Below are 23,708 nucleotides of genomic sequence, written 5' to 3'. Positions count from 1 at the left end.
AAATGATATTACATATTGTATTCGGGCAAAGCTCCGAGGCCAACCTGAAAGCGGCCATGGAACTGGATCCGCTGCTGGAAGGAGAAATTATGAGTTTTGAGGACGACCTCGCCGTGGGGCCGCTCTTCATCCTGGACACGCCGGACGGGCGCGCCGCGCGCCGTGAATGGTGGAACACCGTGCAGGACGTAGTGGTGGCTGCTCCCGCCGAAGGAGAAGTGGCCGTAGCGCCGGCGGACCCCGTGCGTGAGCTGAAGGCCCGTCTCCGTGAAGAAGAAGAGCTGGTGATCTGGATCTGGGCAGGGCAGAATGCTACCGACGTTTGCGGGTATTACTGGCTCATCAGCCAGCTGGACCGTTTTTCCGGCCGCATCCACCTCATTTATCTCAACAACCTGCCTTTCCTGAATGAAAAGAACGGCGTGTTTTACCCCACTCATCTTAGCCAGATATTGCCGAAGGAATTCCTGAAAGCAAAAAAGCTGGCGCGGGAAGTATCGCTCGCGGAATTTGAGCTGGACGGCGACGAATGGCGCCGCCTGATGAACGAGAATGCGGGCGTGCGCATCCTGGAAGGAGGGAAGAAACTGCGCGGCGAGCCGGGCGCTTTTTTTGACAAAGAGCTGCTGCAGCAAACCACGAAAGAATTCCAGAAAGCCCATAAAGTGATCGGGCAGGTAGTGGGTAAGTTCAAATACCCCGTGATGGACCAGTTCCTTAACTGGCGGCTCAAAGAACTGATCAAAGAAGAAAAGCTGGAATACAAAGGCGAATTGAAAACAATGCGCGATTACGAGATCAAATTGCCGGGCGGCAGCGATGCTGCGCCGGCGGAAAATGCATAACATGCCGGAAATTACCATTACGCCGCTGGAACTGCGGGGGGAAGATAACAGGGGGAAAAACTTTGACTGGCAAACATTCAGAACAGGGACCTTCATCCTCTGCTACCGCAACGCCGGTTCCAGCAGCGGCCAGCATTACCACCTGGGCAACAGCGAATACAAGAACCCCGAGATCATGTACCTGCTGAGCGGGAAGGCTTACCTTCACTGGTGCCCGCTGGAAGAAAACGAGCTGAGAACGGATGTGATCGAAGCGCCGGCGAAGGTGGAAATACCTGTGCGCATCTGGCACGAGCTGGAAGCCATCACCGATTGCTCTTTCATTGAGCTGAACACGCTGGACGATGTAAAGATAGACTCCGTACGGGTTTGGCGGGATGATTTCCTGGCAGGGCAACGGTAAACTTTAATTTTTTTTCTATTAAGCATATGAGCAATATCAACGAAACACCGGACGAATCACTGCATGGCCTTGCGCACGTAGATGAGAAGTATAAGGACTGGTTCCTGGATTACGCATCCTACGTGATCCTGGAGCGTGCGGTACCGGGCGTGGAAGACGGGCTGAAACCCGTACAGCGCCGCATCCTGCACGCCATGAAGGAAATGGATGACGGGCGTTTCAACAAAGTGGCGAACGTGATCGGTCAAACCATGCAGTACCACCCCCATGGCGACGCCTCCATCAGCGATGCGATCGTGAACCTGGGGCAGAAGGACCTGCTGATCGAAACACAGGGTAACTGGGGCGACGTGCGCACCGGCGACGATGCGGCTGCCGCGCGTTACATCGAGGCGCGCCTTTCCAAATTTGCGCTGGACGTTGCTTTCAACAACAAGACCACCGAATGGCAGCTGAGCTACGACGGCCGCAAGAACGAACCGCTGGCCCTGCCCATGAAGTTCCCGCTGCTGCTGGCACAGGGCGCGGAAGGCATCGCGGTGGGCCTCAGCACCAAAATACTCCCGCACAACTTCTGCGAACTGCTGGACGCATCCGTAAAATACCTGCGCGGTAAAAAATTCGAGCTGTACCCGGATTTCCTGACCGGGGGCATGATAGACGTCACCAATTACAACGACGGCCGCCGCGGCGGGAAAGTGCGCGTAAGGGCGCATATCGAAGAAAAGGATAAAAAGACGCTGCTGATCAAAGACGTGCCGTACGGCGTAACCACCACCGCGCTGATGGAATCCATTGTGAAAGCGAACGACAACGGCAAGATCAAGATCAAAAAAGTGGTGGACAATACCGCCAAAGAAGTAGAGATCGAAGTGCAGCTGGCGCCCGGTATTTCGCCGGACATCACCATCGACGCGCTGTATGCCTTTACCGACTGCGAGGTGAGCATTTCCCCCAACGCCTGCGTGATCATGGACGACAAACCCGTGTTCATGGGCGCTTCCGACCTGCTGCGGTATTCCGCGGATTTCACGAAAGAACTGCTGCGCAGGGAACTGGAGATCAAACTGGCGGAACTGGAAGAAAAATGGCATTACACCTCTCTCGAAAAGATATTCTTCGAAAAAGGTATCTACAAAGAGCTTGAACAAAAACACAAAGACTGGGAAACTGTTCTCCAGGCCATCGACAAGGGTTTTGGCCCGTATAAAAAGCAGTTGAAACGGGAGATACAGCGGGAAGATATCCTGAAGCTCACCGAAAAGCCCGTGCGCCGCATTTACCGGCTGGACATCAATGAACTGACCGAACAGATCAAAGGCATTGAGGCTGACATCAAACAGGTGAAGCACGACCTGGCCAACCTCACGGATTTCGCCGTGAGCTACTACGAAAACCTGCTCAAAAAATACGGCAAAGGCCGCGAGCGTAAAACAGAGATCAAACTGTTCGACACCATCCAGGTGCAGCAGGTGGCCATCGCCAATACCAAGCTGTATGTGAACAGGGCAGACGGTTTCATCGGCACCACGCTTAAAAAAGATGAATTCGTGGCCGACTGCTCAGACCTGGACAACATCATCGTATTCCGCCGCGACGGTGTAATGCTGGTGACCAAGGTGGCGGATAAAACTTTTGTAGGGAAAGATATCATCCATGTAGACGTGTTCCGCAAAGGCGACGAGCGCATGACCTACAACATGATCTACGTGGACGGCAAAACCGGCTATAGTCTTGCCAAACGCTTCAACGTAACCGGCATCACCCGCGATAAGGAATACCATCTTACCAAGGGAGAAAAAGGTTCCAAGGTGCATTACTTCAGCGCCAATCCCAACGGGGAAGCCGAAGTGGTGACCGTCCGCCTCAGCCCGAACTGCGCTGCCAAGAAGAAAGAATTCGATTTCTACTTCGAGACCATTCCCATCAAAGCGCGCAGCTCCATGGGCAACGTGGTGACCAAATGGCCCATCCGCACCGTGAAATTCAAAGAAAAAGGCGTTTCCACCCTCAGCGGTATCAAGATCTGGTACGACGACGCAGTGGGCCGCCTCAACACCGAACAGCGCGGCATTTACGTCGGTTCCTTTGAAGGGGACGATAAGATCCTCGTGTTCTACAAGAACGGTACGTACGAGCTCACCAACTACGAGATCACCAACCGTTACGAGTCCAACGACGCGGTGTACATCGAAAAATTCAATCCTGAGCGTATCGTGACCGCAGTGTATTACGATGCAGATAAAAAACAATTCAACATCAAACGTTTCAAGATCGAAACGCAGACGCTCAACAACAAATTCTCGTTCATCAAAGAAGGAGCGAACAATTACCTGGAACTGGTGACCACTCAGGCCGAGCCTGTGGCGATCCTGCGCACGGGTAAAAAACGTTCGCCCGAAGAAGAAGAGATCGCGCTGCATGAAATGTATGAAATGGCCGGCTGGAAAACCGTCGGCACAAGGATCGCCGGCGATGATTTCGTGAGCATAGAACTGATCACCGAAGATGAAGAAGCGGAGAAGGAAGAAGATGATGAAGGGAATATCCAGACGGAATTATTCTAGCGCATTGCAATGAATAAGCAGATAAAACGAAGCCGGGCCCTGCGTCCGGCTTTGTTATGTTTACAATGACAGGACCCCTTACTTTTTGCCCCGAAAGCTTTAACTTAGGGCCGTTACACTGCTTCCCGCAAATCTGTTTGTAATGACCAAAAGCCGATCGCTATGAAATGCAGCACCTGGATATTATGCATGTTTACCGCCTTTACGTTTGCAGCCTGCAGGGAAAAAACTTCTGATGAAGAGCGCCGGATCAGGGAAACCAGCAATGCTGTGCTCACAGCCATTGAAAAGAACGATGAAAAAGCTTTCCGCCAGCTGATGGCCGCGGACCTGAAGGATATCGGTGAAGATGAGAAGAGCCTCTCACGGAAGTTCAGGCTGGTGCACGATTATTACGCGGAACATACGCATGGGAAACGGCCGGATATCCAGGTCAAGGACTCGCTGACCACATTCGGGAAACGCGTTGTGTTTGTACCCATTTACAATGGCCGCGGGCTAAAGGGCAGCCTGCGCGAAGTGCGGCTGATGCTGGGTTTCGGGCCGGTAAAGTATTACCCGCTGGATAAGATCAGCGCCTTTGAACTGCATGTTTTTCATCATTCCCATAATGATGTGCCGTTGCCGGAGGAGGATTTCCCGGGGTTTTAGCTTAAAAGATCATTCTCCTTTTTTCTTCTTCTTCCCTTTCTGCGCGGCCTTTTCCAGGGTTTCGGCGTTGATCTCCTCGGCGGTTCTTGGTCTTGTGAGGTCTACCTTCGATTTATTCACCGGTTCGCCTACGGGTGCTTTGCCTTGCTGCAGTGCGTCGTGGAATATTTTTTCAATGTGCACCCATTTGCCGGCTTTCCATTTAAAACCTTCGTAATCCAGGTCGGGCACGAGGGTATATTTTTTGTATTCCTCACCGGTTTCGGAAATGAGATGGTCGAACACGATCATGTCCATTTCCTGGTTGTAATTGAGCGCTGCCACGGCTTCGCGTTTGTATTCGAGAATGAAGCGGTTGCGGGCGGGCTTGGGCACGGTGTCTTCCGCGAAGCTGAAAAAAGGTCCGCCGAACACGGGCTCGCCATTTTTAAAGGTCAGCATTTCCGCGATCTTTTTCTGGCTGGTCTGTGAATTGGCGTCCCAGCCGAAGAGGGTGTAATATTCCGCGTTGAAATAATGCCTTTGGATGATGGCATAATACAGGCAGCCATACCAGCCTTTGTTATTAGTGATGGTATCGGTATTGCGTGTAAAATCGGAGTTGTCGAACAGGGGGAAGAGTTTCAGGGAACCATCTTTCGTGTTCATCTGTATCACGCCGAAGTGCCGGAAGGTGCTGTTATCGTTCTCCAGCGGCCAGGTGATGATGCGGAAGGTGCTGTCTTGCGGGTATACCTTGGCTATGGTGCGGATGGAATCGAAAGGGTAGTAGTAGGAATATTTGGTTTTCAGCGCTTTCACCAGCTGCGGGATGAACTGGTCGTTGCGGGCATTGCGCACTTCCTGCATCTTGCCGTTGATCACGTCGTAATGAACGGCCCGCAGTGAATCTTCGAGCTGTAAGAGGGCGGCCTGGTCTGCCGGCGCCAGCTTTTGAGCCATGGCGGCGGTGGCGGATAAGACGGCAAGTATGAGCGTAATTCCTATTCTGATTCGCATGATGCTTTTATAACCTTAAATCCTCCAAATTATTGTAAAGTGCCCAGGGTATTTACGAAATGTTCCCAGGAATACAACTGTTTCTGTTCCCGGATAAAGTTACTGAAAACGCCGGGAGGCTGGGATAGGAAGCGCAGGATGCCGTCTGCAATGGCTTTGGCGTTGGGCGCTGTCACGTAACCGGCCTTGCCGTCAGGCACAATTTCAGGGAGGCCGCCCACGGCTGTTACCAGCATGGGCTTTTCGAAATGATAGGCCATTTGCGAAATGCCGCTCTGGGTGGCGGTTTTATAGGGCTGCACCACGAGGTCCGCGGCGGAGAAATAATATTTCACTTCGCTGTCAGGAATAAAATCTGATATCACTTTTACGTGATCGCTGAGCAGCGGCTCATATTTTTTTCGGTCTTCGTAGAACTCTCCGGCTACCAGCAGTTCCAGGTTGCTGACGGCTTTGATGCGTTCGTCGCGCATGGCTTCCAGCAGCAGGTCCAGCCCTTTGTAGGCGCGGATGAAGCCGAAGAAAAGGAGGTAACGTTTGCCGGCATCAAGGCCCAGGCGCTGTTTGGCTTCTGCGGCGGATACAGCGTTGCCGAAGCTGTCGTACACCGGGTGGGGGGCGAAAACTGCGGGTTTGGCGGTGAGCTGCCGGATATCGGCCAGCACTTCTTTGCTGAGGGTGATAAAAGCGTCGCAGCTGTTCACGAAATAGCGGTTCAGCACGGCGTCTCCCGGTCTTTTTTCGTGAGGGATGAGGTTGTGCACGAGGCCAATGACGCGGGTATGTTTGTTGCCGCGGATCATGCGGGCAATGGAGCCCAGGCTCATGGCCATGAGGGGCAGCCAATAGGCGACGATCACCAGGTCTGGCTTTTCTTTCCGGATGCGCAGCCCTGTTTTACGCCAGTTAAGCGGGTTGAGGGAATGCACCGTGCGGAAGATGCGCAGGTCTGCAGGGCCGGGCCCTTCCGCGTATTGCGTTTTGCCGGGGAACATGAAACCGGGGTACTGGAATGAAAAAGTATGAATGGATACCTCGTTGCCCTGGGCGGCCAGTTGCCGGGCAAGGCGTTCATTAAAAGCAGCCAGCCCGCCCCTGATGGGGTGGGCCGGGCCGATGATCACTATTTTGCGGTTCGTCATCCGTGATGATTTTCCAGTGTTTCCTCCACCAGGTAAGAATTCCGTTCCGGGGAGTTACGGGCCACCATTTCGGCGATGAAGCCCGTGAGGAATAATTGGGAACCGATGATGAGCAATAACATGGCGAGGAAGAACAGTGGCCTTTCCGTCATTTTGTATTGCATCCAGAATATTTTGGCAAAAGCGAGATAACCTGAGATGAGGAAACCGACGAAGAAAAAGAGGCTGCCCAGCGCGCCGAAGAAGTGCATCGGGCGTTTGCCGAAGCGGCCTACAAACGTGATGGACGCGAGGTCCAGGAAACCGTTCACGAAGCGTTCCAGGCCAAACTTGGTGGTACCGTATTTGCGTTTGCGGTGTTCCACCACTTTCTCGCCTATGTTCCGGAAACCGCTCCACTTGGCGATCACGGGGATGTAGCGGTGCATTTCTCCGTATACTTCGATGGTCTTCACCACTTTTTTCCTGTACGATTTGAGGCCGCAGTTGAAGTCGTGCAGCTTAATGCCGCTCATTTTCACCGTTGCCCAGTTGAACAGCTTGGAGGGGATGTTCTTGGTGAGGGTATTGTCGTACCGCACTTTTTTCCAGCCGCTCACGAGGTCGTAGCCATCGTTCACGATCATGGAATAAAGCCCGGGTATTTCGTCCGGCGAGTCCTGCAGGTCCGCGTCCATGGTGATCACCACGTTGCCCTGGGCTTTGCGGAAACCTTCGTTGAGGGCAGCGGATTTGCCGTAGTTGCGCTGGAATTTGATGCCTTTGATGTGGGGGTTTTGGGATGACAGCTGGCGGATCACGCTCCAGCTTTCGTCTGTGCTGCCATCGTCTACCATCCACACTTCGTAGGTGAAATTGTTCTCATTCATCACACGGGCAATCCAGGCGGCCAGCTCCGGCAGCGATTCTTCTTCGTTTTTTAAGGGAACGATTACGGATATGTCTAGATGTCTCATTTCTTTTTAGCGATTGCAGCGCCGATCACTGAAGCGATAAGGCCCGGTATAAAATTCATGAGTATGATGCCGGACAGCACGGATACGGTAAAGCGGTCGCGCAGCATGGCGATGTCTTCCGCAGGGTTGGCAGAGCTGGCGGCATTGGGCCCTGCTGCGACTACTTCCTGTATGAACCGTTCCTTGTAAGCCGGCGCCACTTGCACAAAAACGATGAACAATATAGCAAAAATAACGATGGTCACGGCTGTTGTGCGGAACCCTGTACCAAATACCACGCCGAAAGTGGCCTCTCCGCCGGCGTCTTTGCTGAATTTCAGGCAGGCGGCGATGACAAGGATCACGAGGGAAAGCACGGGCAGGAACCTGAATGCGGGGTTGGCCATCGGGATGCGGGCGAAGAACTGGATCAGCAGTAACACAAAATTAATGGCTGCGGCCAGCAGACCGAATCGGATATGGATCTTGCTCCTCATAATTATGCCAGGAATAGCTGGTTATTGTTGATAATTCCCTTTACAGTACCGGTGAAGGTCTTGCCGATGAAGGGGGAATTCTTGCTTTTGGAACCGATGTGCGCGTCGGTGAACTGGTATTCTTCCGCCGGGTCGAAAATGGTGAGGTTGGCGGGCGCATCCTGTGCGATGCTGAGCTCGGGCAGGTTAAATATCCTGCGCGGGTTGATGCTCAGCAGTTCCGCGAGCCTTTCCAGCGGGAGGCGGGGCAGGGCGGTGCGGAGCACGCTGAAGGTCGTTTCCAGGCCTATCATGCCGGGTTTGGCGTATTCAAATTCCACCTGTTTGGCGTCCCAGTCCTGCGGCTGGTGATGCGTGGCGATGCAATCCACGGCGCCGTTTATGACGGCTTCGCGGAGGGCCTGCACATCGTCGCGGCTGCGGAGGGGCGGGTTCACTTTCAGGAAGCTGTCGTAGGTGACCATATCTTCCTCGGTGAAAAGCAGGTGGTAGGGGGTGACGGAGCAGGTTACGCTGAGGCCTTCGGCTTTGGCGGCGGCGATCAGCTCTATGGCCTTGCGGGTGCTGACTGCGGTGAAATGCAGGCTGGAACCGGTGTATCGGAGCAGGTCCAGGTCCCGCTTGATCATGATCTCTTCCGCAATGGCAGGTTTGCCGGGCATACCGAGGCGGGTGGAAAAGATGCCTTCGTGCATGAGGCCGTGGCCGGAGATGCTGGTATCGTCGGGCACCTGGATGATGGTGCCGGAAAATGCTTTGACGTACTGGAGGGCTTTGAGCATGATGCCGGAGGCCTGCACAGGCTTGAGTCCGTCCGAGAAGGCTACGGCGCCGGTTTCTTTCATTTCATACATTTCCGCGAGGGAGGCGCCTTCCAGGTTTTTGGTGATGGCGCCGATGGGGAGCACGCGCACGGCCCCGTGGCGGGTTTTGCTGAGCACGTATTCTATCTGCGATTTGGTATGAAGGGCGGGCTGTGTGTTAGGGACGATCATGACAGTGGTGAAGCCGCCTTTTGCGGCAGCTTCCGCGCCGGATTGAAGGTCTTCCTTATATTCCTGCCCGGGGTCGCAGAAATGGGCAAAAACGTCCGTAAAACCGGTGGTTACATGGAGGTTCTTACCTGAAATGACCTGGGCTGAAGGGTGCTGAATATTGGCGGCGATGTTGGTGATGACGCCGTTTTGAATGAGAATATCCTGTATTTGCCCGTTGAGAGGGGATGAAGGAGCTACGATCTTTGCGCTTTTCAGTAAAATATGCATCATTTGAATTTATCCCGGGCAAATGTACGTATTTATGTGGTGAGATGTATAGTGGCGGGGAACGGATGTAAACAGAAATTCATAGAAAAAGCTGATAAAATTTTTGCAAAAATGAAATGAATGGTTACTTTTGCATCCCGTCGTCAAAACACGGTACCGGAAGTTCGGGACGTAGCGCAGCCCGGTAGCGCACTTGCATGGGGTGCAAGGGGTCGCTAGTTCGAATCTAGTCGTCCCGACAAGCTTTAAAAAGGTCATCAGTAATGGTGGCCTTTTTTGTTATTTGGCGGACCGGTTCAATTAAAGAAATAGATTATTTTTGAAATATGCGTATTACAAAACTTCAACTGAAGAATTTTAAGCGATTTACTGACTTGACAATTGCTGGTATTCCGGCCGAAGCTAAGTTAGTGTTATTGATCGGGTCGAATGGATCGGGGAAATCCTCTGTTTTTGACGGATTGGATTATGTAAGGCAGCGTATTACAATTGACAAAAATTTTGTGCTAATAGATGACATACATGAGCCTTACTATAGTAAAGGTGCTCTTAATCCAGAAGTGGACATAGAATTTTCTGATGGAAACAGAGTTGGAACATTGGAAACAAAATTCGGAAAAGGAGGAAGGGATTTCAATAAAAAACTAATAGGGCGATCTAGCATTAGAATTGTTCCCCGTATAATTAACTCAGGAGATATTACTTCTCCTAAATCTAATGCCGATGCTCCTAAATCTTTTATTGATATGGATGATCGATTTGTGAATGATCTATCAACATATATTCAACAAATTGATAATGCATTGCGGGAGCCTGTTTTTAGTGGTAGATCTGCAGATACGTTTAAAATATTTCAGGATTTTATTCAACCATTAAATGCATCGTTAATTAATATACTGGGTGGAGACGTATCTACAACCATCCAAATTGCTGAATATCAAAATGCGACTCCACAAAGTAACGGAACATTAATATTTAAAAAGGGAGACTCCAAAATAAGCTACGATTTGTTAAGCCATGGCGAAAAACAAATAGTAATTCTTTTGCTGAATTTTATTGTTCGTAAGGAATACTATAAAGATGCGATCATTTATATAGATGAAATGGATTGCCATTTAAATACCTCCCTTCAATCCAGCTTGCTGGCCGAAATTGTAAACGTATGGATACCTGATGATGCCCAATTATGGACAGCTTCCCATGCATTGGGCTTTATTGATTTTGCAAGAAGTGCCGAGAATGCTGCTATAGTGGACTTGGATCTGCTAAATTTTGATATCCCGCAAATGATATTACCGGAACCCAAGGAGAATATGGAGGTCTATGACATTGCAGTGCCAAAGGAAACGATGAAAAATATCCTGAAAGGATATAAACTCGTTGTAGCAGAGAATCAAAATGACAAGCATTACAATTTGGCATTAAATGAGAAAGGGTATTTTTTCTTGCCTGCTCAGAATAGCAGGGAAGTGTTTTTAACTATAAAAGGAGATACTGCTAAACTGGGACTAAGAGACAGAGATTACTTAAGGGAGGATGAAATAGCACGTATTCGGGCCAAGTATCCAAATCTCAAAATACTTCAATATTATGCCTTTGAGAATTACATATACCATCCGGACAATATCGCTGAACTGAGATGGCATGGCTATAATAAGGATGCATACATTAAGGAAATTATAGTCCAAAAGAAAAAAAGCTTTATTCAAATCGTTTCCAAGATTGCTGTTGCCAGGCAAAGTTATGTCGAATTCAAAGAGGGTATTAAAAATGATGAAAACATTGCGCCAATACTACAAGACTTGGAGAGTGATGATTTTGAATCTTTTTATCCTTTCTTTAGTGTAAAGGATTATTATAACAAAGCCTATCTGCAACAGTTTAAATATACAATAAGCGACTTGGTAAAAACCAATTGGTTTAAATCCAACATTGCGAGATTATTAAATGATCCTGCATAACATAATATGCTGAAATGGGAAGTAAAGGCGCTAGTTCAAATCTAGCGTCCCGACAAACTTTAAAGGTCATCAGTTAACCGGTGGCCTTTTTTCGTTCAATACCGGTGGAATTAAAATTTCACTTGTTTGTTTTGACAAAGAAAGTAATATGCAATTTTCCCGCCTCCTTTTTTATTCCGGGCAACACTCAGGCTGTAACCCGGGCAACATTCTTTTCTTTCGGCCCAAACACCAGGAAACTCACCAACGCCAGGAAACACACACCCACTCCTCCAAAAAGCATGACCCAGCCGAACCCGTTCACCAGCGCGGCATGCGCGGTAGCGTCAGGCACGCCGGCTGCGGAAAGCCCTGCGGCTATCTTTTCTGCTGCCGAATGTAATTGGGAAGAAGGAACAGATCCCGGAAGAGCGTTTTCCAGGTAGGAATAGATTCCTTCCACCAGGATGAACCCCATCAGGGCGATATTGATGGCTAAAGTGATCAGGCGTGCGCTCATATCAATGCCGGATGCCATGCCGGCACGGTCCGGCGTAACCGCCCCGGTGGTCGTATTTGTAACGGGCGTATTGGTAAGGCTCAGCCCGATACCTGCCAATAGTGAGCCGGGCAGCATCGTTAACCAGCTGGCGTTCGCTACGCTGCTGCCGTAGCGCATCAGCAGAAAGCCGAACCCGATCATCAGCAATCCCGAAGGAATAATCATGCGGGGCTCGTAGCGGAGTGAAAGCCGTTCTGCCAAAGGGGGCACCACCAGGGTGGGAAGCGTATAAGCCAGCAGCGATGATCCGGCCATAATGATATCGTAGCCGAGTGCGCTTTGAAAATAGATGGGCAGGTAGATCATGAATGGCCAGAAGCTAAAATTCATACCAATGCAGCCAATGATAGCGCCGGAAAAGCGGCGGATACTGAACACGGAGAAATCGAACATGGGGTGGGCATGCTTTTTTTCTACCCTCCAAAAAATAATAAAGCTCAGCGCAGAAGCACCGAGAATGCTAAGACCCGCGACGCTCCTGAATCCCATAGCCTGCCCCTGCGTGATGTAATACGCCAGGCCAAATACTGCCAGCGATAAAGAGATGATCCCCGCCACATCCAGTTTTTTGGCCTGCGGGTCCTTTGACTCCCGTACGCCCCTGAATACAAGCAGCGCAGTGATCGCCGCAATGCCCACATGTACGAGAAACACCCATTGCCAGTTGGACACCATCACGATGGCTCCACCGATGATGGGACCAAACCCCAATCCCACACCCGAAATGATGCCCCAGACAGCAAACGCCTTACCCCGTTCACGTCCTTCCCGGAACTGGTGTGAAAGGATAGCGATAGAACAGATCAGCATCGCGCCGCCTCCCATTCCCTGCAGGAACCGGCTGATGATCAGCACAAGCGTGTTTTGTGCCAGACCGCAAAACAAAGACGTAATGCCGAATAACAAAATGCTGATGATAAAAACCCGCTTCCGGCCAAACCGGTCGGCCAATGTACCGGTGGCCATCAGTACCGTAGTGCAGGCAATCGTATAGGCGTTCATGATCCATTGAATTTCTTTGAAATCACTATGTAAGGCCGTTTCGAGTGTGGGGAGGATCACCGGTACGCTGGAGATCTCCAGGCCAAACATCAGGGCTGCTAAACATACTGCTACCAAAGCGACTGTATTCTTTCCGGTCCGGGTAACTTTTGTCATGGTTATTTTTATTTCATTTTTAGCAAAATTATACCGGAAATGATAAACGTATCAGTACAATTCCATTATAAAAAGGTATTTTTGCTACATGTGTGAAACCAAAAAAGAAAACATCCACCAGTCCCTGGAAGTCCTGTACAGGAAGGTGGATGGTTGCCCCCTGAAAGACCTGCAGCTTACTTTTTTCCAGATGGCTTACATTATTTCAGGCAATGGATTTTTAAATATCAACGATCACCGGATTGCCTACCGGGCGGGCAACCTGATGTTGCTGACTCCCAATGACTGCTACAATTTTGATATTGAACAAACCACGGAATTTCTCCTGATTAAGTTCACCGGCGATTATGTAAAAAAATACAGGTGGAAGAACATTTGTGAGATTGAATGCTTATTGTATTATTCCGCCCACCTCATGGGCTGTATTTTGCGAAATGAGTCCGATTACCCGCTGGTGAGGTCCATTATTCAATCTTTGCTGCAGGGTATTCACCACAGCGATCTCTATGAGGAGGATCTGCAAATGCACTTTGTGAATGCATTGATCGTTATTGCCGCCAGGAACATTGCCAGGGTCAGGCCGGCCCAGTTGAAAATAAATGCCGACAGTCGCATCCAGGACATTATCAACTACATTCAAAGCAATATCTTTTCACCCCAAAAACTGAAGGCTCCTGTTATCGCTGAGGCTTTTGGCATTTCCGATACGTATCTCGGCAGTTATTTCAAAAACCAATGTGGCGAAACCATTCAGCATTTTACCGCAGCCTACAAGATCCGCCTTATTGAACACCGCCTGAAATTCAGTGACCGGCGCATCAATGAAATAGCGGATGAGTTTGGCTTTACCGACGAAAGCCACTTGAATAAATTCTTTAAAAAATACAAAAAACTAAGCCTGACGCAGTATAGGAAAAGCAATGCGGTGTGAAGAAATCATACAAACAGGATGACTGCTGCTGAAATCATTATGCAGGCAACGGCGTTCCGCAGAAAATAATAAGGTATGATCCCGTGTTCAATTTAACGGTTGAATACAACATGATACATGATGAAAAAGGTTTGGAACAAATAACAACCGGAAACGGTGCAGCATGGTGGAAACGGAAATAAATCCTGTTAGCACTACAAATACCGCAACCACCACTGCCTGTGTGTTTGTTTATAATGAACGAACCACTTACAGGGCTTGTACAACATCGCTACCACCACTATCCAGAGCATATACACCGCCCCTAAGCTGAAACCGAAGTTATATGGACGGAACAGGAAAGGAGAATCAGCCGCCATCGCTTCCTGCCAGGTATGGCCGGTGGCAAAGAACAGGATCATGATGATGAGGTGGATGAGAAAGAAATGCAGCACATAATAAAAAAAAGCCACCCTTCCGAACATCGCGAGAAAGCCGGCAAACTTCCCCCGCAGGCTATCTATAGCCGACAATATCAATAACACAGGACCGATGGTAAGACAGCCGTATTGCAGCGACACCGGGTATTTGGTCACATTTACGAACGACATGAAAGTGAATAACCCATTTTTCTGAAGGCCCCATGGAGCCGGGTCGCCATATTGATTGATGATGCGCAGCAGCACAAACAAAACAAGCAGCGAAATGCCGGTTATATTCAATATTCTTCTCCTCCTGGCCGCATCAAAATCCTTTTTGAATACAGGGCCCAGCGAATATCCCAGCAACATGATCCCCGTCCAGGGAAGGATGGCATAAACGAGGTATATGTTGTGTGAACTGCCGAGTGGCAGCAGATCTCCCCGGGTGGTGAACAGGAATTTCCACAAAAAGCCTGCCGCGCCTTGTTGCGGCAACGACGTATAGTCGAGCAGGTTATGACCTAAAAAAAGAACAAGACCCACTGCCAGGATCACTTTGGGAGAGGTACGCATCAATAGTCCCAGTGCTGCCATACTCCAGCCGGTAGCCCAGATCACCTGCAATATGAACATCTTGTATAGAGGATTGAAGGTTAGCCCGAAAGTAATGATGAATAACTCTACGAACACCAGCCACAGGCCTCGTTTCATAATGAAGGCGCTGTGATCCCTGATGGGCTTGTTTTGACCGGTAAGGAAAATAGAGATGCCGGCCAGGAAAACAAAAGTGGGAGCACAATAATGGCTGACCCAGCGAGTGAAAAACAATACAGGAGTGGTAGTGACGAGATCGGTTGGCTCCTCTACCAGGGCCGGCAGATGCAGGAGGTGGCGCACATGGCCCAATGCCATGATGATCATTACTGCGCCCCGCAATATATCTACAGAAATTACGCGTTGTTTCACGCCGGTGAGCATGTTAACTGCGGCTTCGGGGTGTCCTGGTTTTGTGAGTGCCTGGTGCATAATTGATGATGCTTTTATAAATAAAAAAACGAATCCACCCGGGTCGCGAAGTCAGTATAGACAGGACCTCCCACTGGTATTACCCGATGGGTTTTGGGGATTAACGGATCAGCAACAAAACTACCCGCTGATGCATCCTTCAGCAATAGTACATTTGTACTGTGTCGCAAAAAAAAGCCCCGGCAGATACCGGGGCTCCGTTTTATGGGGACTGATCTTTTGTTTTACTCTTCATGATGCTGCGGTTGGCTGTTGCTGCCGGTAATGTAGGGATTGGCAGCAATCCCTATTGCCCGCAGGAATATCTGGCCATGCAGCATATAAGGGTGTATGGGCGGCGTAAAATGATACACACCCGCGGCCCATAGCGCCCTGGATGCATAATCCGCGCAACTGTCCCCAAGTCCCGTATAAGGCAATGCCGATGTTCCGGTGTTCTTCAGGATATTTTGAGTGGATTCCAGGAGCGGAGTGGTATCCACATTATTGAGGGGCAGTTTCCATCCGTGCGGTGATTTAAAATAGTTATTCCATTTTATGCCTACTACAGGTGTATGCAGCTCATTCCAGAAAGTTTTGGTTAATGCAAATTGGGGAAAATAAGGCTGACCCGGACCAACGGATACATTGATCCCCAGGTCTTCATTAACGACGGCCGAATGCCCGATCTCGTCAAAGTTCTTTTTAAAATAAGGAATGGGTTGCTCGCTCTCCGTAACCAACGTTACATTACCCGGTTTGCCCATCGCCGCCCTGATATCCTGTATATTGGCCAGCGCACCCATGAAATAAGCAAGGTGTTGGCTGTAGGACTGCCCGCGTTTGAAAAGGAACCCGGTTTCGCCTGTAGACCAGTTATAGGAAGCTACGCCGATGCTTGTCGTCACATTCGTAATGCCGCCTGTCAGTTTGTTCAATGCATAGGAAGACGCTGTAGAGGTGACCGCCGTCGAAACAGTATTAGCCAACGGAATGCCCGCCGCTGCAACGTAACCGCCCAGGCCCCCGGTTGCCATGCCAATGGCTGTGCCTCCGAGTGTAATTGCCGCCAGCTTGGTGCCTTCAACACCGTTCGATTTGGCGGCGCTGTAAGCAGTATAGGATGAAATAAGCCCGCCGATCACGATCGGGATCAGCCAGGCCCATTGCCCATCGGGGTCAGTGGCAGTGGTCGGATTATTGTAAGCATAAGTGTAGGGGGAAGCGAACTGGTTTTCGGGGTCCGTGGATATCCAGCGCCCAAGCCAGGATGCGTAGTACCTTGCCCCGAAATAATACAGGCCCGTGGTGTCGTCTCTTTCCTTACCGGTGAACCGGTAATATTTAAGTTTCACCTCGTCTTCATTCACCCCCGCTATGAAGGCGGACTCGCCAAATGGAAAATATTCTTCGTAACTGATCCGCGCGCCGGCGGTATCCACTTCCACGGCCACGGAGGCTTGCAGGTCATTCAGCTGGAACCTTGTTTGCTGCGTGCCTTCCAGGGTTTTATGCGAGGTGTTGATCGCCCAGTAATAAATATTGGCAGCCAGCTTTTTCTCTGCGAATACCTGGCGGGTATACCGTTCTTCTTCGATCACCCCGGTGGATGTTTTTTTTCTCTTGATATTCCATCCCTCCAGGTAAATGTATTCTTCGGTATGGATATTCCCGCTCACCAGCGACTCGATCACCCGCCGCAGCCTGTTGCCGCTGGCGTCGTACGTATAGTATTCGGCGTCATCCACATAATCCGGCCGCTGCAGCTGTGTAGCAGAAGAAGGCTGGTTGCGGTAGCTCCAGGCCAGGGGAGTAGCGCTGTTTTCGTAGAGGGACAGCTGGTTGCCGTTGCGGTCATAGGTGTACAGCGTCAGCCGGTTATTGTCTTTATTCACCGCATTGTTCCGCGTCCAGTCGGTGCCTTGTGTGCTGTTGGTGATGTGCTGCAGTTGCAGCATGTTACCGGCATAATCATACTGGTAGTTTTCGCGGTATCCTACCAGGGTATTGGCATCGGCGGGGTTGCCCGGGCAAAAGTTCCAGAAAGCGCTTTCCTTGAACCCATTGATATAACTGTTGCCGTTGAGGCTGACGTTCTGCCTGCCGGTTGCATGCAGCAGCTGGTAAAGCGGATCATACCAGTAATTCCTGACCGGGTCTGTTCCCTGCCCATAGCAGGCTACCGGCTCAAAGGAATTGTCCGTAGTGCGCGTAATATTGCCCTGCGGATCGTAGGTATATTGAATAGATTGCAGCGTGGTGCCCACAATGGAAGTATCGGCAGCCGTTTCGATGCCGGTCATCCGCTGCGTGGTGAACTCATAAGTGTAAGCGGTGCGCATACCGTTGCCGTAATGCACAGAAACGGGCTGCCGGTTCGGGTAGTATTCGATGGCCGTAATAATGTTTTGCACAACAGGCTCAGCAGGACCGAAAGTGGTTTCGTCCACCGTTATCAACGCGCCGGATTCATTGTAGCTGTTGGATTTTTCGAACACCTTGTCAGTGTCCAGGTAATCCGTTTCAACCAACACAGCCTTTTGTTCCGTGTAGGTGAATCCTTTGCGGTATATTTCCGTTTCCAGCTCCGGATTGGCGTCCCAGTTCACTTCTTCTTTGTATGCTTTCAGCAGCCTGCGTTCTGAAAGTACCGGTTTGCCGGTGATCGTAAATGAATTGTAATCTGCTTTGCCGGCCTGGTCCTTTAATACAGACACCTGGCCGAAGAGGTTCTTCAACTGCGCGTCCGCCGCGCCTTCGCCGTATGTGGTTATTTTGACGGTATTGTCCAGCACCAGCGGTTTCCAGCCGGATGGCGGGTTGGCTGGTGCTATTTCTGTACCGCTTACATGAAGGGAAATTTCCCGCTGGAGCTTGTCGAAGGCCGTATGCAGGAGGAAGCCCCTCGCATCCCATTTTTTAAAGATGCTGTCCAGGATATTGGCAATGCCCAGCTGCTGGCCTGAATCCGGCCTTTCGGAGAAAATAGCGTCGGAAGAAGTCATGCCGTACCGGAAATGGGCGCTGTAGTAATCCGTTCCGTTGCGCACGTTGTCGTAGTAAAGCCTGGGGTCTGTATAACAAAGCGTTCTTCCTTTAATATCCAGCATATATGCGGAGGTGAGGCAACCCGAGGCGAGGTAGTACTGCACATCGAGGATATTGGCCTCGTATGGCTTCAAATCTGCCGGTATATCGATCCTGAAACCGGGATCATACGGCCGGAATTTTTCATTCAGGTAATCCAGGCTATCCAGGTAATCCGTTTTGAACAGCAGCCATATTTCATCCTGCACATTGAGCGGAAGCTTGTCTACTATTTTGCGCACATCCGCTTCCAGCACTTTCCCGAGATTGGCGGCTATTTTGAAGATGGTATTCCCCTGGCTGTTCATGATCTCTTTGGCAGGCGTGTTTTCGCACACCGCAGCTTTTTCCAGCGCATCTTTTTCGTTTTCCTGTTCCTGTGTGGGGTTTACAGGATAATTAGCCATGAACCATTTGTAATAATCGGAATTGGTAACGGTATCATTTTTATCGTAGCGTACGGTTTCCCAGGAACGGAATATTGTGCGGGTGAAGAATCCAAGGGCAACGCCGTCTACCACCGCTTTAGGCGATGTTTCCTTTATCGCCCGGTCTACCGCATCGTACGCAATGCAATGGGGCGGAGGCAGTTCTTCCGCTATTTCGGCCTGTTCTTCATACAGGAAGGTATTGGAGTAATATGACTGGTAATCGAGCGCGGTCTTCCCTTTGTTGTTATAAATAACTTTCCCGGATACGATCCAGCGCTGGCCGACTACCTGCTTCATGATCCTGCCTGCTGCCGTGCGCAGCAGCATTCCTCTTTGATCCCTTATGAAAGCAGCGCCCGGCGCGGTTAATATCTTAGTTTCAAGCGTACGCCCGAAGCCATCATTATAACTGATCTCCTGGAATATATTCGTGATGCCTGAAGGATCGCTGGTTATAAAAAGCTCCCGGGACAGCTGTACGAACGATACGGGCTGCGATCCATTCATCCATGCGTCCGTATCATAGTAGAAGAATGAAGAACACTGCTGGATATATTTTTTGGGATCATTGACGACCTTCTCCAGGCTGATGTCCGCCCAAACACTGGTATCGTAGCCGGTTACTGGCTTATCGCCCTCCAGCTCGCCACCATTCAGCGGGTCCGGTTTGAATTGGGTGGTGACCGCCACCTGGCCCAGGGTATTGTATAGCAGCTGAGAAATATTTCCGTTGATGTCCGTCAGTTGCCAGGGCTTCAAAAAGATGTAATTATTTTCCGTGAGCACAACATGGTTTTCCGGGTCCTCTTCATCATCTTTCAAAAAAGAAACCTGTTTCACTGGCAGCAGCATATAATCGTCGTAGTATACCTTGGTTTTTTGCAGCAGGGACGGCGCCTGCGTGGTGGTTTGATAGGCATTGTCCGTCTGGTAAGGCATGAAGTACCTGTTATCTTCTGCCTTGTAATATTGCCCGGCCATGCCCGCATTCCAGTAATAACCTTCATCCAGCAGGTAACCGCCTTCGTCCAGCAGATCTTTTTCGGTGATCACCTTATTGCCGTTGATCTCCAGGTTTTCGATATAGTCCGCCTCAAATACGGTGGATTGCTGGTGATGGAGCAGCAAACGCTGCGTGACCTCCCTAAGCGGCAGCGCCGCATCCTGCGCTTCGTTCCAGAAGTAATTGCGCTGCCAATCCGTGAGCCTGGCGGTTTTATCCGTCAAGGCCTTATCCACCTGTATCTTCGCTTCTTCAAATGTAAAGTACCACTTCGCAGGCTTTAGCCCCGGTACCTCGAATGATCTTGTTTCACATACCACGCCGATGATGTAACCTTCAGCCGGGGCTTCATTATAAACGCTTGTGCCGGCCAGTGCCTTTAATTCTTCCTGCCCGGGATAATTGTACGGACTGCTCCGCCGGGGATAAAATATCTTGCAATTTTCCAGCGGGTTCCCATATTCATTGGTCTCCAATGTCAATTCATGCTCCACGCGCGGATCGGCGGCTGCCCGGTCGTAATTGTAATTCAGGTTTTCACGGCCCACCACCTGGAACACGGGGTACCTGTTCCCGGCCCGCTCCTGGACCTGCTTTACCAGGTAATTGCTTTGCGTGATGGTAAAAGGCACATCGTTGGTGATCCCATCCAGCCCATACACTTCCGCATGGATCAGCCTTCCGCTCAGCACCTGGTATACATGCTGCATGGTCCGGTCGTCGTAACGGTTGATATCCGGCGCGATGGCGCTTGGCGGCAGGTTGTAAATATCCGGGTCGCCTTTGAAGTATTCTGACTGGTAACGTTGCAGGATCGCATCCTGGTGGCCATAGCCGCCGATAACGTACCAGGATTTTGTGTAAGACACAGGTGCGTAAAGGTATTCGCTGTACTGATCGCTGGCCTGCGCGTAAACATTGCCCAGCCGCAGGCGGAACTGGTCGTAGGGTTCGCCGTCCCAGCTTTCGATAAAACCGAAACCTGCAAACTGCCTTTCCAGCGGGTCATAATACCCGTCGTGGTATGCGTATTGCTGTACGGACGCCCATCCTTCAATCTCATCGATGTTCACCGTGCTGCTCACCACCTGCACCGGGAATGGGAGCGCAGTGATCCAGGGCCTTCCATTCTTTTTATCGCGGAGGTAGTAGCTGGTAGAACTGGCATATTGAATGCTGCGCGCTGCGCCGAGGTTGTTGCGGATCTTTTCCAGCAGGTAGGGCTTTATGCTTTTCCCGGAAGCATCTTCCAGCATATCGTAATAAAAATGGCTGACAGCAGGCGCCATTTTGGTGAATACCAGGCTGTCGAAACCGCTGCCAAGGATGTCGCTGAAACGGATGCCATCCAGCCGGGTATAGGTATCGGGCAGGCTGATATAGAAAGGCGCGGCAAATGAGTTGCCGTTCAGGTTGAGATAAATAGCTACGCGGTCGCTGTAAACATAAGCAATGTCTGCCGTGCCGGAGCCGTCCACATCGGTGAAGTACATCCTGCTTTTGTCGAAGCCCTGCTCAAACACCGGCGCGTTGGCCAGTGAGATCCTGTTCCCGAATTTTCCATGCCCCAGGTTCGGCCAGCAGTCCAGCTGTCCATTCCTTACGCGTACATAGTGGGAAAGCCCGTCTCCGAAGATCGTGGCAAAGGTGAGCAGTTCCTGCGGGCTGTCGTTGTACTGGTAAGGGAAATCTTCCAGCGGCAAAAGGTTCACGGGATCGCGGAACCCTTCGGTGCCTTCGGAAAAGAAGATACGGGAAGAATTGGCGGCCGTTATGAGAATGTCCTGCCGGCCATTCCCGTCCAGGTCCACCAGCTTTTTATCGCGCTCAGCCACGCCTGCAACTGGTCTAGGAAAGGGCACGTAATTATCCCAGGCATGTGTGTAAATGTTGTACTGGTAATACCCCTGCCGTGCAGGGTCCTGCACAACCAGCTCCAGCCCGCCGTTCCCGTCAATGTCCATCAGGGTGTAAACGGGATCGTCCAGGTTGTTGTCGATGGGGAATTCACGGGGCGTTTGCGGGAATGCATATTTCCCGTTCCCTTCGGGCTCCCAGTAGAGATGGCCTGCAGGCTGACTGAAAAGAATGCCTGGCAGGCCTTCGCGGTGCAGGTCTACCAGCTGGAACTCATCAAAGTTACCCGGGATGGGAAGATCGCCGCCTGCTTCCATGGTATGAAAGGAACGCTCTGCTTCAGGCGCGAAGGGTATATAAGTAAGCTCAATGGGAGGAAGGTCTTTTGAATGGTAAAGCGCCGCGCTTTCGTCCCATACGTGACTGGCCTGCGTGGCTTTTTCCAGCAGGGAAAGGGGGAGGAACTGCCCGGCAGGTTGTGTGCTGCCGTCCGCATACTGAAATGTCAAAGAACGGGTCAGTATTTTTTTATCGTTGTATTGGCCAATGAAATAATGGGATACCAGCACGCTCTGGCAGCGCTTCTCCGTCCTGATCTCAAAGCCGGCTTTAAAAGAAGAAAAAGCATCCTGCCGGACGGGCGCCGTGGCAATAGAACCGGTACCAAGACTTTCAAACGCTGCAACAGGCGGCTTATCGTCGTACACAAAGCTCACCTCAAACGCAAAGACCTCTGCGGCACCGTTGGGATAGTTGCCGTAACTGGCGGACATGAGATACGTGTTCGTCCAGGGGCGCAGGGGATCGGTAGAACGGTCTGCCGCGTAACTGTAAATCACGCGGTTGCCCTTTGCATCCCGTGATTCCTGCAGGTTCCACTGGAAGATCTGCTGCGGGTTTGCAGGATTGCTGATGGTAGCGGAGGCGTCTTTGCCATAAGTATGCTGCGTATTGTCAGGGTCGGTCACTTCCCAGTACGACAGGCCGTTTTGTACATTTTCCCAATAAAAGATCAGCTGGAAGCTCGTTTCATTGTCCGGGATGTATTGCGTGACTGCATATGTTACCCCGTCCTTTTCCACGGTCTTCCGTTCCGGCAGGTGCTGTGCGTCCAGCTTAGGCACCAGGTTGCCGGCGCCGGTAAGCGTGAAGATGTCGTTGCCGCGGTAGGCAGGCATGCCGAGGCTGGTATTGCGGCCTATCGCGGAAATGCCCGGCGAGAAACCCATGCCGAATACGCCATTGCCGTCTGAAGAATTGTAGGAGAGGCCCAGCTTAGGGTTCAACGCTCTTGCTTCCGGCAATGGCAATGGAATCGAGAAGGTGGCCATCCCGTTGAACTGGTTTACCGCGAAGGTGTCGTTCAGTCCCTGGATAGCGCCGCCGCCCTTAGGCAGTTCGAGGGCGGGGATGCTGATCTGGCTGGAAGGTTCGGTAGCCAATGTTGCGCGTTTTTATTTATGATTTCATTTTCTCACCCCAGCGGTTCAGCGAAGCGTCTGTTTTATCTGCAACAGGACAGCTTTCGGAGCGCAGACGCGCCTTACGGGATGCTACGCATCCGCATGCGCTGCAGACCTGCATGTCCTCTTTTTTCTTTTTCAGGTGGTAAACGGCCTGGTCCGGCGCAGCACGGAGATATTCGCAGGATTGGCAGGCGGAGAGGCGCTTTGCATACACGGCCTCATCTGCATAACCAAAACCGGAAGCGCTCCATTTCAGCAGCGATCCGGCTGCTTTTTTCAACAGCTGCAGGTTGCTCCGGTCTTCCTGAAGATCTGCCGGAACATTAAAGAGCGTCTGCAGGTATGCAGGCGCATTCCTGGCCGCCATGAGATAACATGCATATTTTTCATCGTTGATGGCCTTTTTCAGAACGGCTGAAGGAACAGGCGTTTCCAGGCCGAGGTAAGCACCAAATTCTTCGCGCATCTGGTCCCACGACAGTTCTTTTTCCTGTAGTTGCGTAAGTACGGTCATGATCTGGATATTTTAGTACAGGAGTTTTTGGACGGCGCCAAAAACTCCT

Annotated in this window: 15 protein-coding genes and 1 tRNA gene; 7 read left to right on the top strand and 9 right to left on the bottom strand. The window is 50.9% G+C overall.

Annotated features, from left to right (window positions below; translation table 11 throughout):
- Positions 1–2: 2 nt before the first annotated feature.
- The 4 genes from R3I13_RS22320 to R3I13_RS22305 all read left to right on the top strand — a co-directional run bounded on the left by R3I13_RS22320 (position 3) and on the right by R3I13_RS22305 (position 4,466).
- A complete protein-coding gene (locus R3I13_RS22320) occupies positions 3–845 on the top strand; it encodes a DUF1835 domain-containing protein (protein WP_346320196.1) in 843 nt (280 codons plus the stop codon).
- Between the two features lies 1 nt (position 846).
- Positions 847–1,248 (top strand): hypothetical protein, encoded by a 402-nt coding sequence (locus R3I13_RS22315; RefSeq protein WP_346320195.1) that lies wholly within the window; start codon positions 847–849, stop codon positions 1,246–1,248.
- Positions 1,249–1,274: 26 nt separating this feature from the next.
- A complete protein-coding gene (locus tag R3I13_RS22310) occupies positions 1,275–3,815 on the top strand; it encodes a DNA gyrase/topoisomerase IV subunit A (protein ID WP_346320194.1) in 2,541 nt (846 codons plus the stop codon).
- A gap of 162 nt (positions 3,816–3,977) precedes the next feature.
- On the top strand, positions 3,978–4,466 hold the full coding sequence (locus tag R3I13_RS22305; protein WP_346320193.1) for a hypothetical protein: 489 nt from the start codon (positions 3,978–3,980) through the stop codon (positions 4,464–4,466).
- A gap of 9 nt (positions 4,467–4,475) precedes the next feature.
- Here the strand turns inward: R3I13_RS22305 and R3I13_RS22300 are convergent, their stop codons facing one another.
- The 5 genes from R3I13_RS22300 to R3I13_RS22280 are packed head-to-tail and all read right to left on the bottom strand — an operon-like array spanning position 4,476 to position 9,307.
- Positions 4,476–5,465 carry a hypothetical protein gene (locus R3I13_RS22300; protein WP_346320192.1) on the bottom strand — a complete coding sequence of 330 codons (990 nt, stop codon included), beginning with the start codon at positions 5,463–5,465 and terminating at the stop codon, positions 4,476–4,478.
- 29 nt (positions 5,466–5,494) lie between these two features.
- The gene (locus tag R3I13_RS22295; RefSeq protein WP_346320191.1) at positions 5,495–6,607 is read right to left on the bottom strand and encodes a glycosyltransferase; all 1,113 of its coding nucleotides are present in this window, start codon (positions 6,605–6,607) and stop codon (positions 5,495–5,497) included.
- On the bottom strand, positions 6,604–7,563 hold the full coding sequence (locus R3I13_RS22290; protein ID WP_346320190.1) for a glycosyltransferase family 2 protein: 960 nt from the start codon (positions 7,561–7,563) through the stop codon (positions 6,604–6,606). The genes R3I13_RS22295 and R3I13_RS22290 overlap by 4 nt, the downstream gene beginning before the upstream one ends.
- A complete protein-coding gene (locus R3I13_RS22285) occupies positions 7,560–8,039 on the bottom strand; it encodes a DUF4199 domain-containing protein (RefSeq protein WP_346320189.1) in 480 nt (159 codons plus the stop codon). Before R3I13_RS22285 ends, R3I13_RS22290 begins: the two co-directional genes overlap by 4 nt.
- Before the next feature lie 2 nt (positions 8,040–8,041).
- Positions 8,042–9,307: a dihydroorotase gene (locus R3I13_RS22280; protein ID WP_346320188.1), complete on the bottom strand. Its 1,266-nt coding sequence runs from the start codon at positions 9,305–9,307 to the stop codon at positions 8,042–8,044.
- A gap of 162 nt (positions 9,308–9,469) precedes the next feature.
- Here R3I13_RS22280 and R3I13_RS22275 point away from each other — a divergent pair.
- Together R3I13_RS22275 and R3I13_RS22270 are read left to right on the top strand one after the other, a co-directional pair.
- A tRNA-Pro gene (locus R3I13_RS22275) sits at positions 9,470–9,543 on the top strand.
- Positions 9,544–9,630: 87 nt separating this feature from the next.
- Positions 9,631–11,265, top strand: coding sequence for an AAA family ATPase (locus R3I13_RS22270; RefSeq protein WP_346320187.1), 1,635 nt, complete (start codon positions 9,631–9,633; stop codon positions 11,263–11,265).
- Positions 11,266–11,452: 187 nt separating this feature from the next.
- On the opposite strand, the gene R3I13_RS22265 is transcribed toward R3I13_RS22270, so the two are convergent.
- Positions 11,453–12,964 carry an MFS transporter gene (locus tag R3I13_RS22265; protein ID WP_346320186.1) on the bottom strand — a complete coding sequence of 504 codons (1,512 nt, stop codon included), beginning with the start codon at positions 12,962–12,964 and terminating at the stop codon, positions 11,453–11,455.
- Positions 12,965–13,052: 88 nt separating this feature from the next.
- Here R3I13_RS22265 and R3I13_RS22260 point away from each other — a divergent pair, with 88 nt between their 5' ends.
- Positions 13,053–13,895, top strand: coding sequence for an AraC family transcriptional regulator (locus tag R3I13_RS22260; protein ID WP_346320185.1), 843 nt, complete (start codon positions 13,053–13,055; stop codon positions 13,893–13,895).
- A gap of 194 nt (positions 13,896–14,089) precedes the next feature.
- Here R3I13_RS22260 and R3I13_RS22255 read toward each other — a convergent pair whose 3' ends face one another.
- The 3 genes from R3I13_RS22255 to R3I13_RS22245 all read right to left on the bottom strand — a co-directional run bounded on the left by R3I13_RS22255 (position 14,090) and on the right by R3I13_RS22245 (position 23,659).
- Complete coding sequence (locus R3I13_RS22255; protein ID WP_346320184.1) at positions 14,090–15,322, bottom strand: heparan-alpha-glucosaminide N-acetyltransferase domain-containing protein; 1,233 nt, start codon at positions 15,320–15,322, stop codon at positions 14,090–14,092.
- 224 nt (positions 15,323–15,546) lie between these two features.
- Positions 15,547–23,121, bottom strand: a complete 7,575-nt coding sequence (locus tag R3I13_RS22250; RefSeq protein WP_346320183.1) for a SpvB/TcaC N-terminal domain-containing protein — start codon at positions 23,119–23,121, stop codon at positions 15,547–15,549.
- 16 nt (positions 23,122–23,137) lie between these two features.
- Positions 23,138–23,659: a hypothetical protein gene (locus R3I13_RS22245; RefSeq protein ID WP_346320182.1), complete on the bottom strand. Its 522-nt coding sequence runs from the start codon at positions 23,657–23,659 to the stop codon at positions 23,138–23,140.
- Positions 23,660–23,708 lie beyond the last annotated feature (49 nt).

The organism is Chitinophaga sp. YIM B06452 (genome assembly GCF_039655965.1).
In the GTDB taxonomy this organism is placed as follows: Bacteria; Bacteroidota; Bacteroidia; order Chitinophagales; family Chitinophagaceae; genus Chitinophaga.
This window is presented reverse-complemented; position numbering and strand designations above follow the sequence as displayed.

Bases quoted from the DNA above. Each gene is read 5' to 3' on its own strand.
- R3I13_RS22320 (WP_346320196.1), top strand. From the start codon at position 3: ATGATATTACATATTGTATTCGGGCAAAGCTCCGAGGCCAACCTGAAA.
- R3I13_RS22315 (WP_346320195.1), top strand. From the start codon at position 847: ATGCCGGAAATTACCATTACGCCGCTGGAACTGCGGGGGGAAGATAAC.
- R3I13_RS22310 (WP_346320194.1), top strand. From the start codon at position 1,275: ATGAGCAATATCAACGAAACACCGGACGAATCACTGCATGGCCTTGCG.
- R3I13_RS22305 (WP_346320193.1), top strand. From the start codon at position 3,978: ATGAAATGCAGCACCTGGATATTATGCATGTTTACCGCCTTTACGTTT.
- R3I13_RS22300 (WP_346320192.1), bottom strand. From the start codon at position 5,465: ATGCGAATCAGAATAGGAATTACGCTCATACTTGCCGTCTTATCCGCC.
- R3I13_RS22295 (WP_346320191.1), bottom strand. From the start codon at position 6,607: ATGACGAACCGCAAAATAGTGATCATCGGCCCGGCCCACCCCATCAGG.
- R3I13_RS22290 (WP_346320190.1), bottom strand. From the start codon at position 7,563: ATGAGACATCTAGACATATCCGTAATCGTTCCCTTAAAAAACGAAGAA.
- R3I13_RS22285 (WP_346320189.1), bottom strand. From the start codon at position 8,039: ATGAGGAGCAAGATCCATATCCGATTCGGTCTGCTGGCCGCAGCCATT.
- R3I13_RS22280 (WP_346320188.1), bottom strand. From the start codon at position 9,307: ATGATGCATATTTTACTGAAAAGCGCAAAGATCGTAGCTCCTTCATCC.
- R3I13_RS22270 (WP_346320187.1), top strand. From the start codon at position 9,631: ATGCGTATTACAAAACTTCAACTGAAGAATTTTAAGCGATTTACTGAC.
- R3I13_RS22265 (WP_346320186.1), bottom strand. From the start codon at position 12,964: ATGACAAAAGTTACCCGGACCGGAAAGAATACAGTCGCTTTGGTAGCA.
- R3I13_RS22260 (WP_346320185.1), top strand. From the start codon at position 13,053: ATGTGTGAAACCAAAAAAGAAAACATCCACCAGTCCCTGGAAGTCCTG.
- R3I13_RS22255 (WP_346320184.1), bottom strand. From the start codon at position 15,322: ATGCACCAGGCACTCACAAAACCAGGACACCCCGAAGCCGCAGTTAAC.
- R3I13_RS22245 (WP_346320182.1), bottom strand. From the start codon at position 23,659: ATGACCGTACTTACGCAACTACAGGAAAAAGAACTGTCGTGGGACCAG.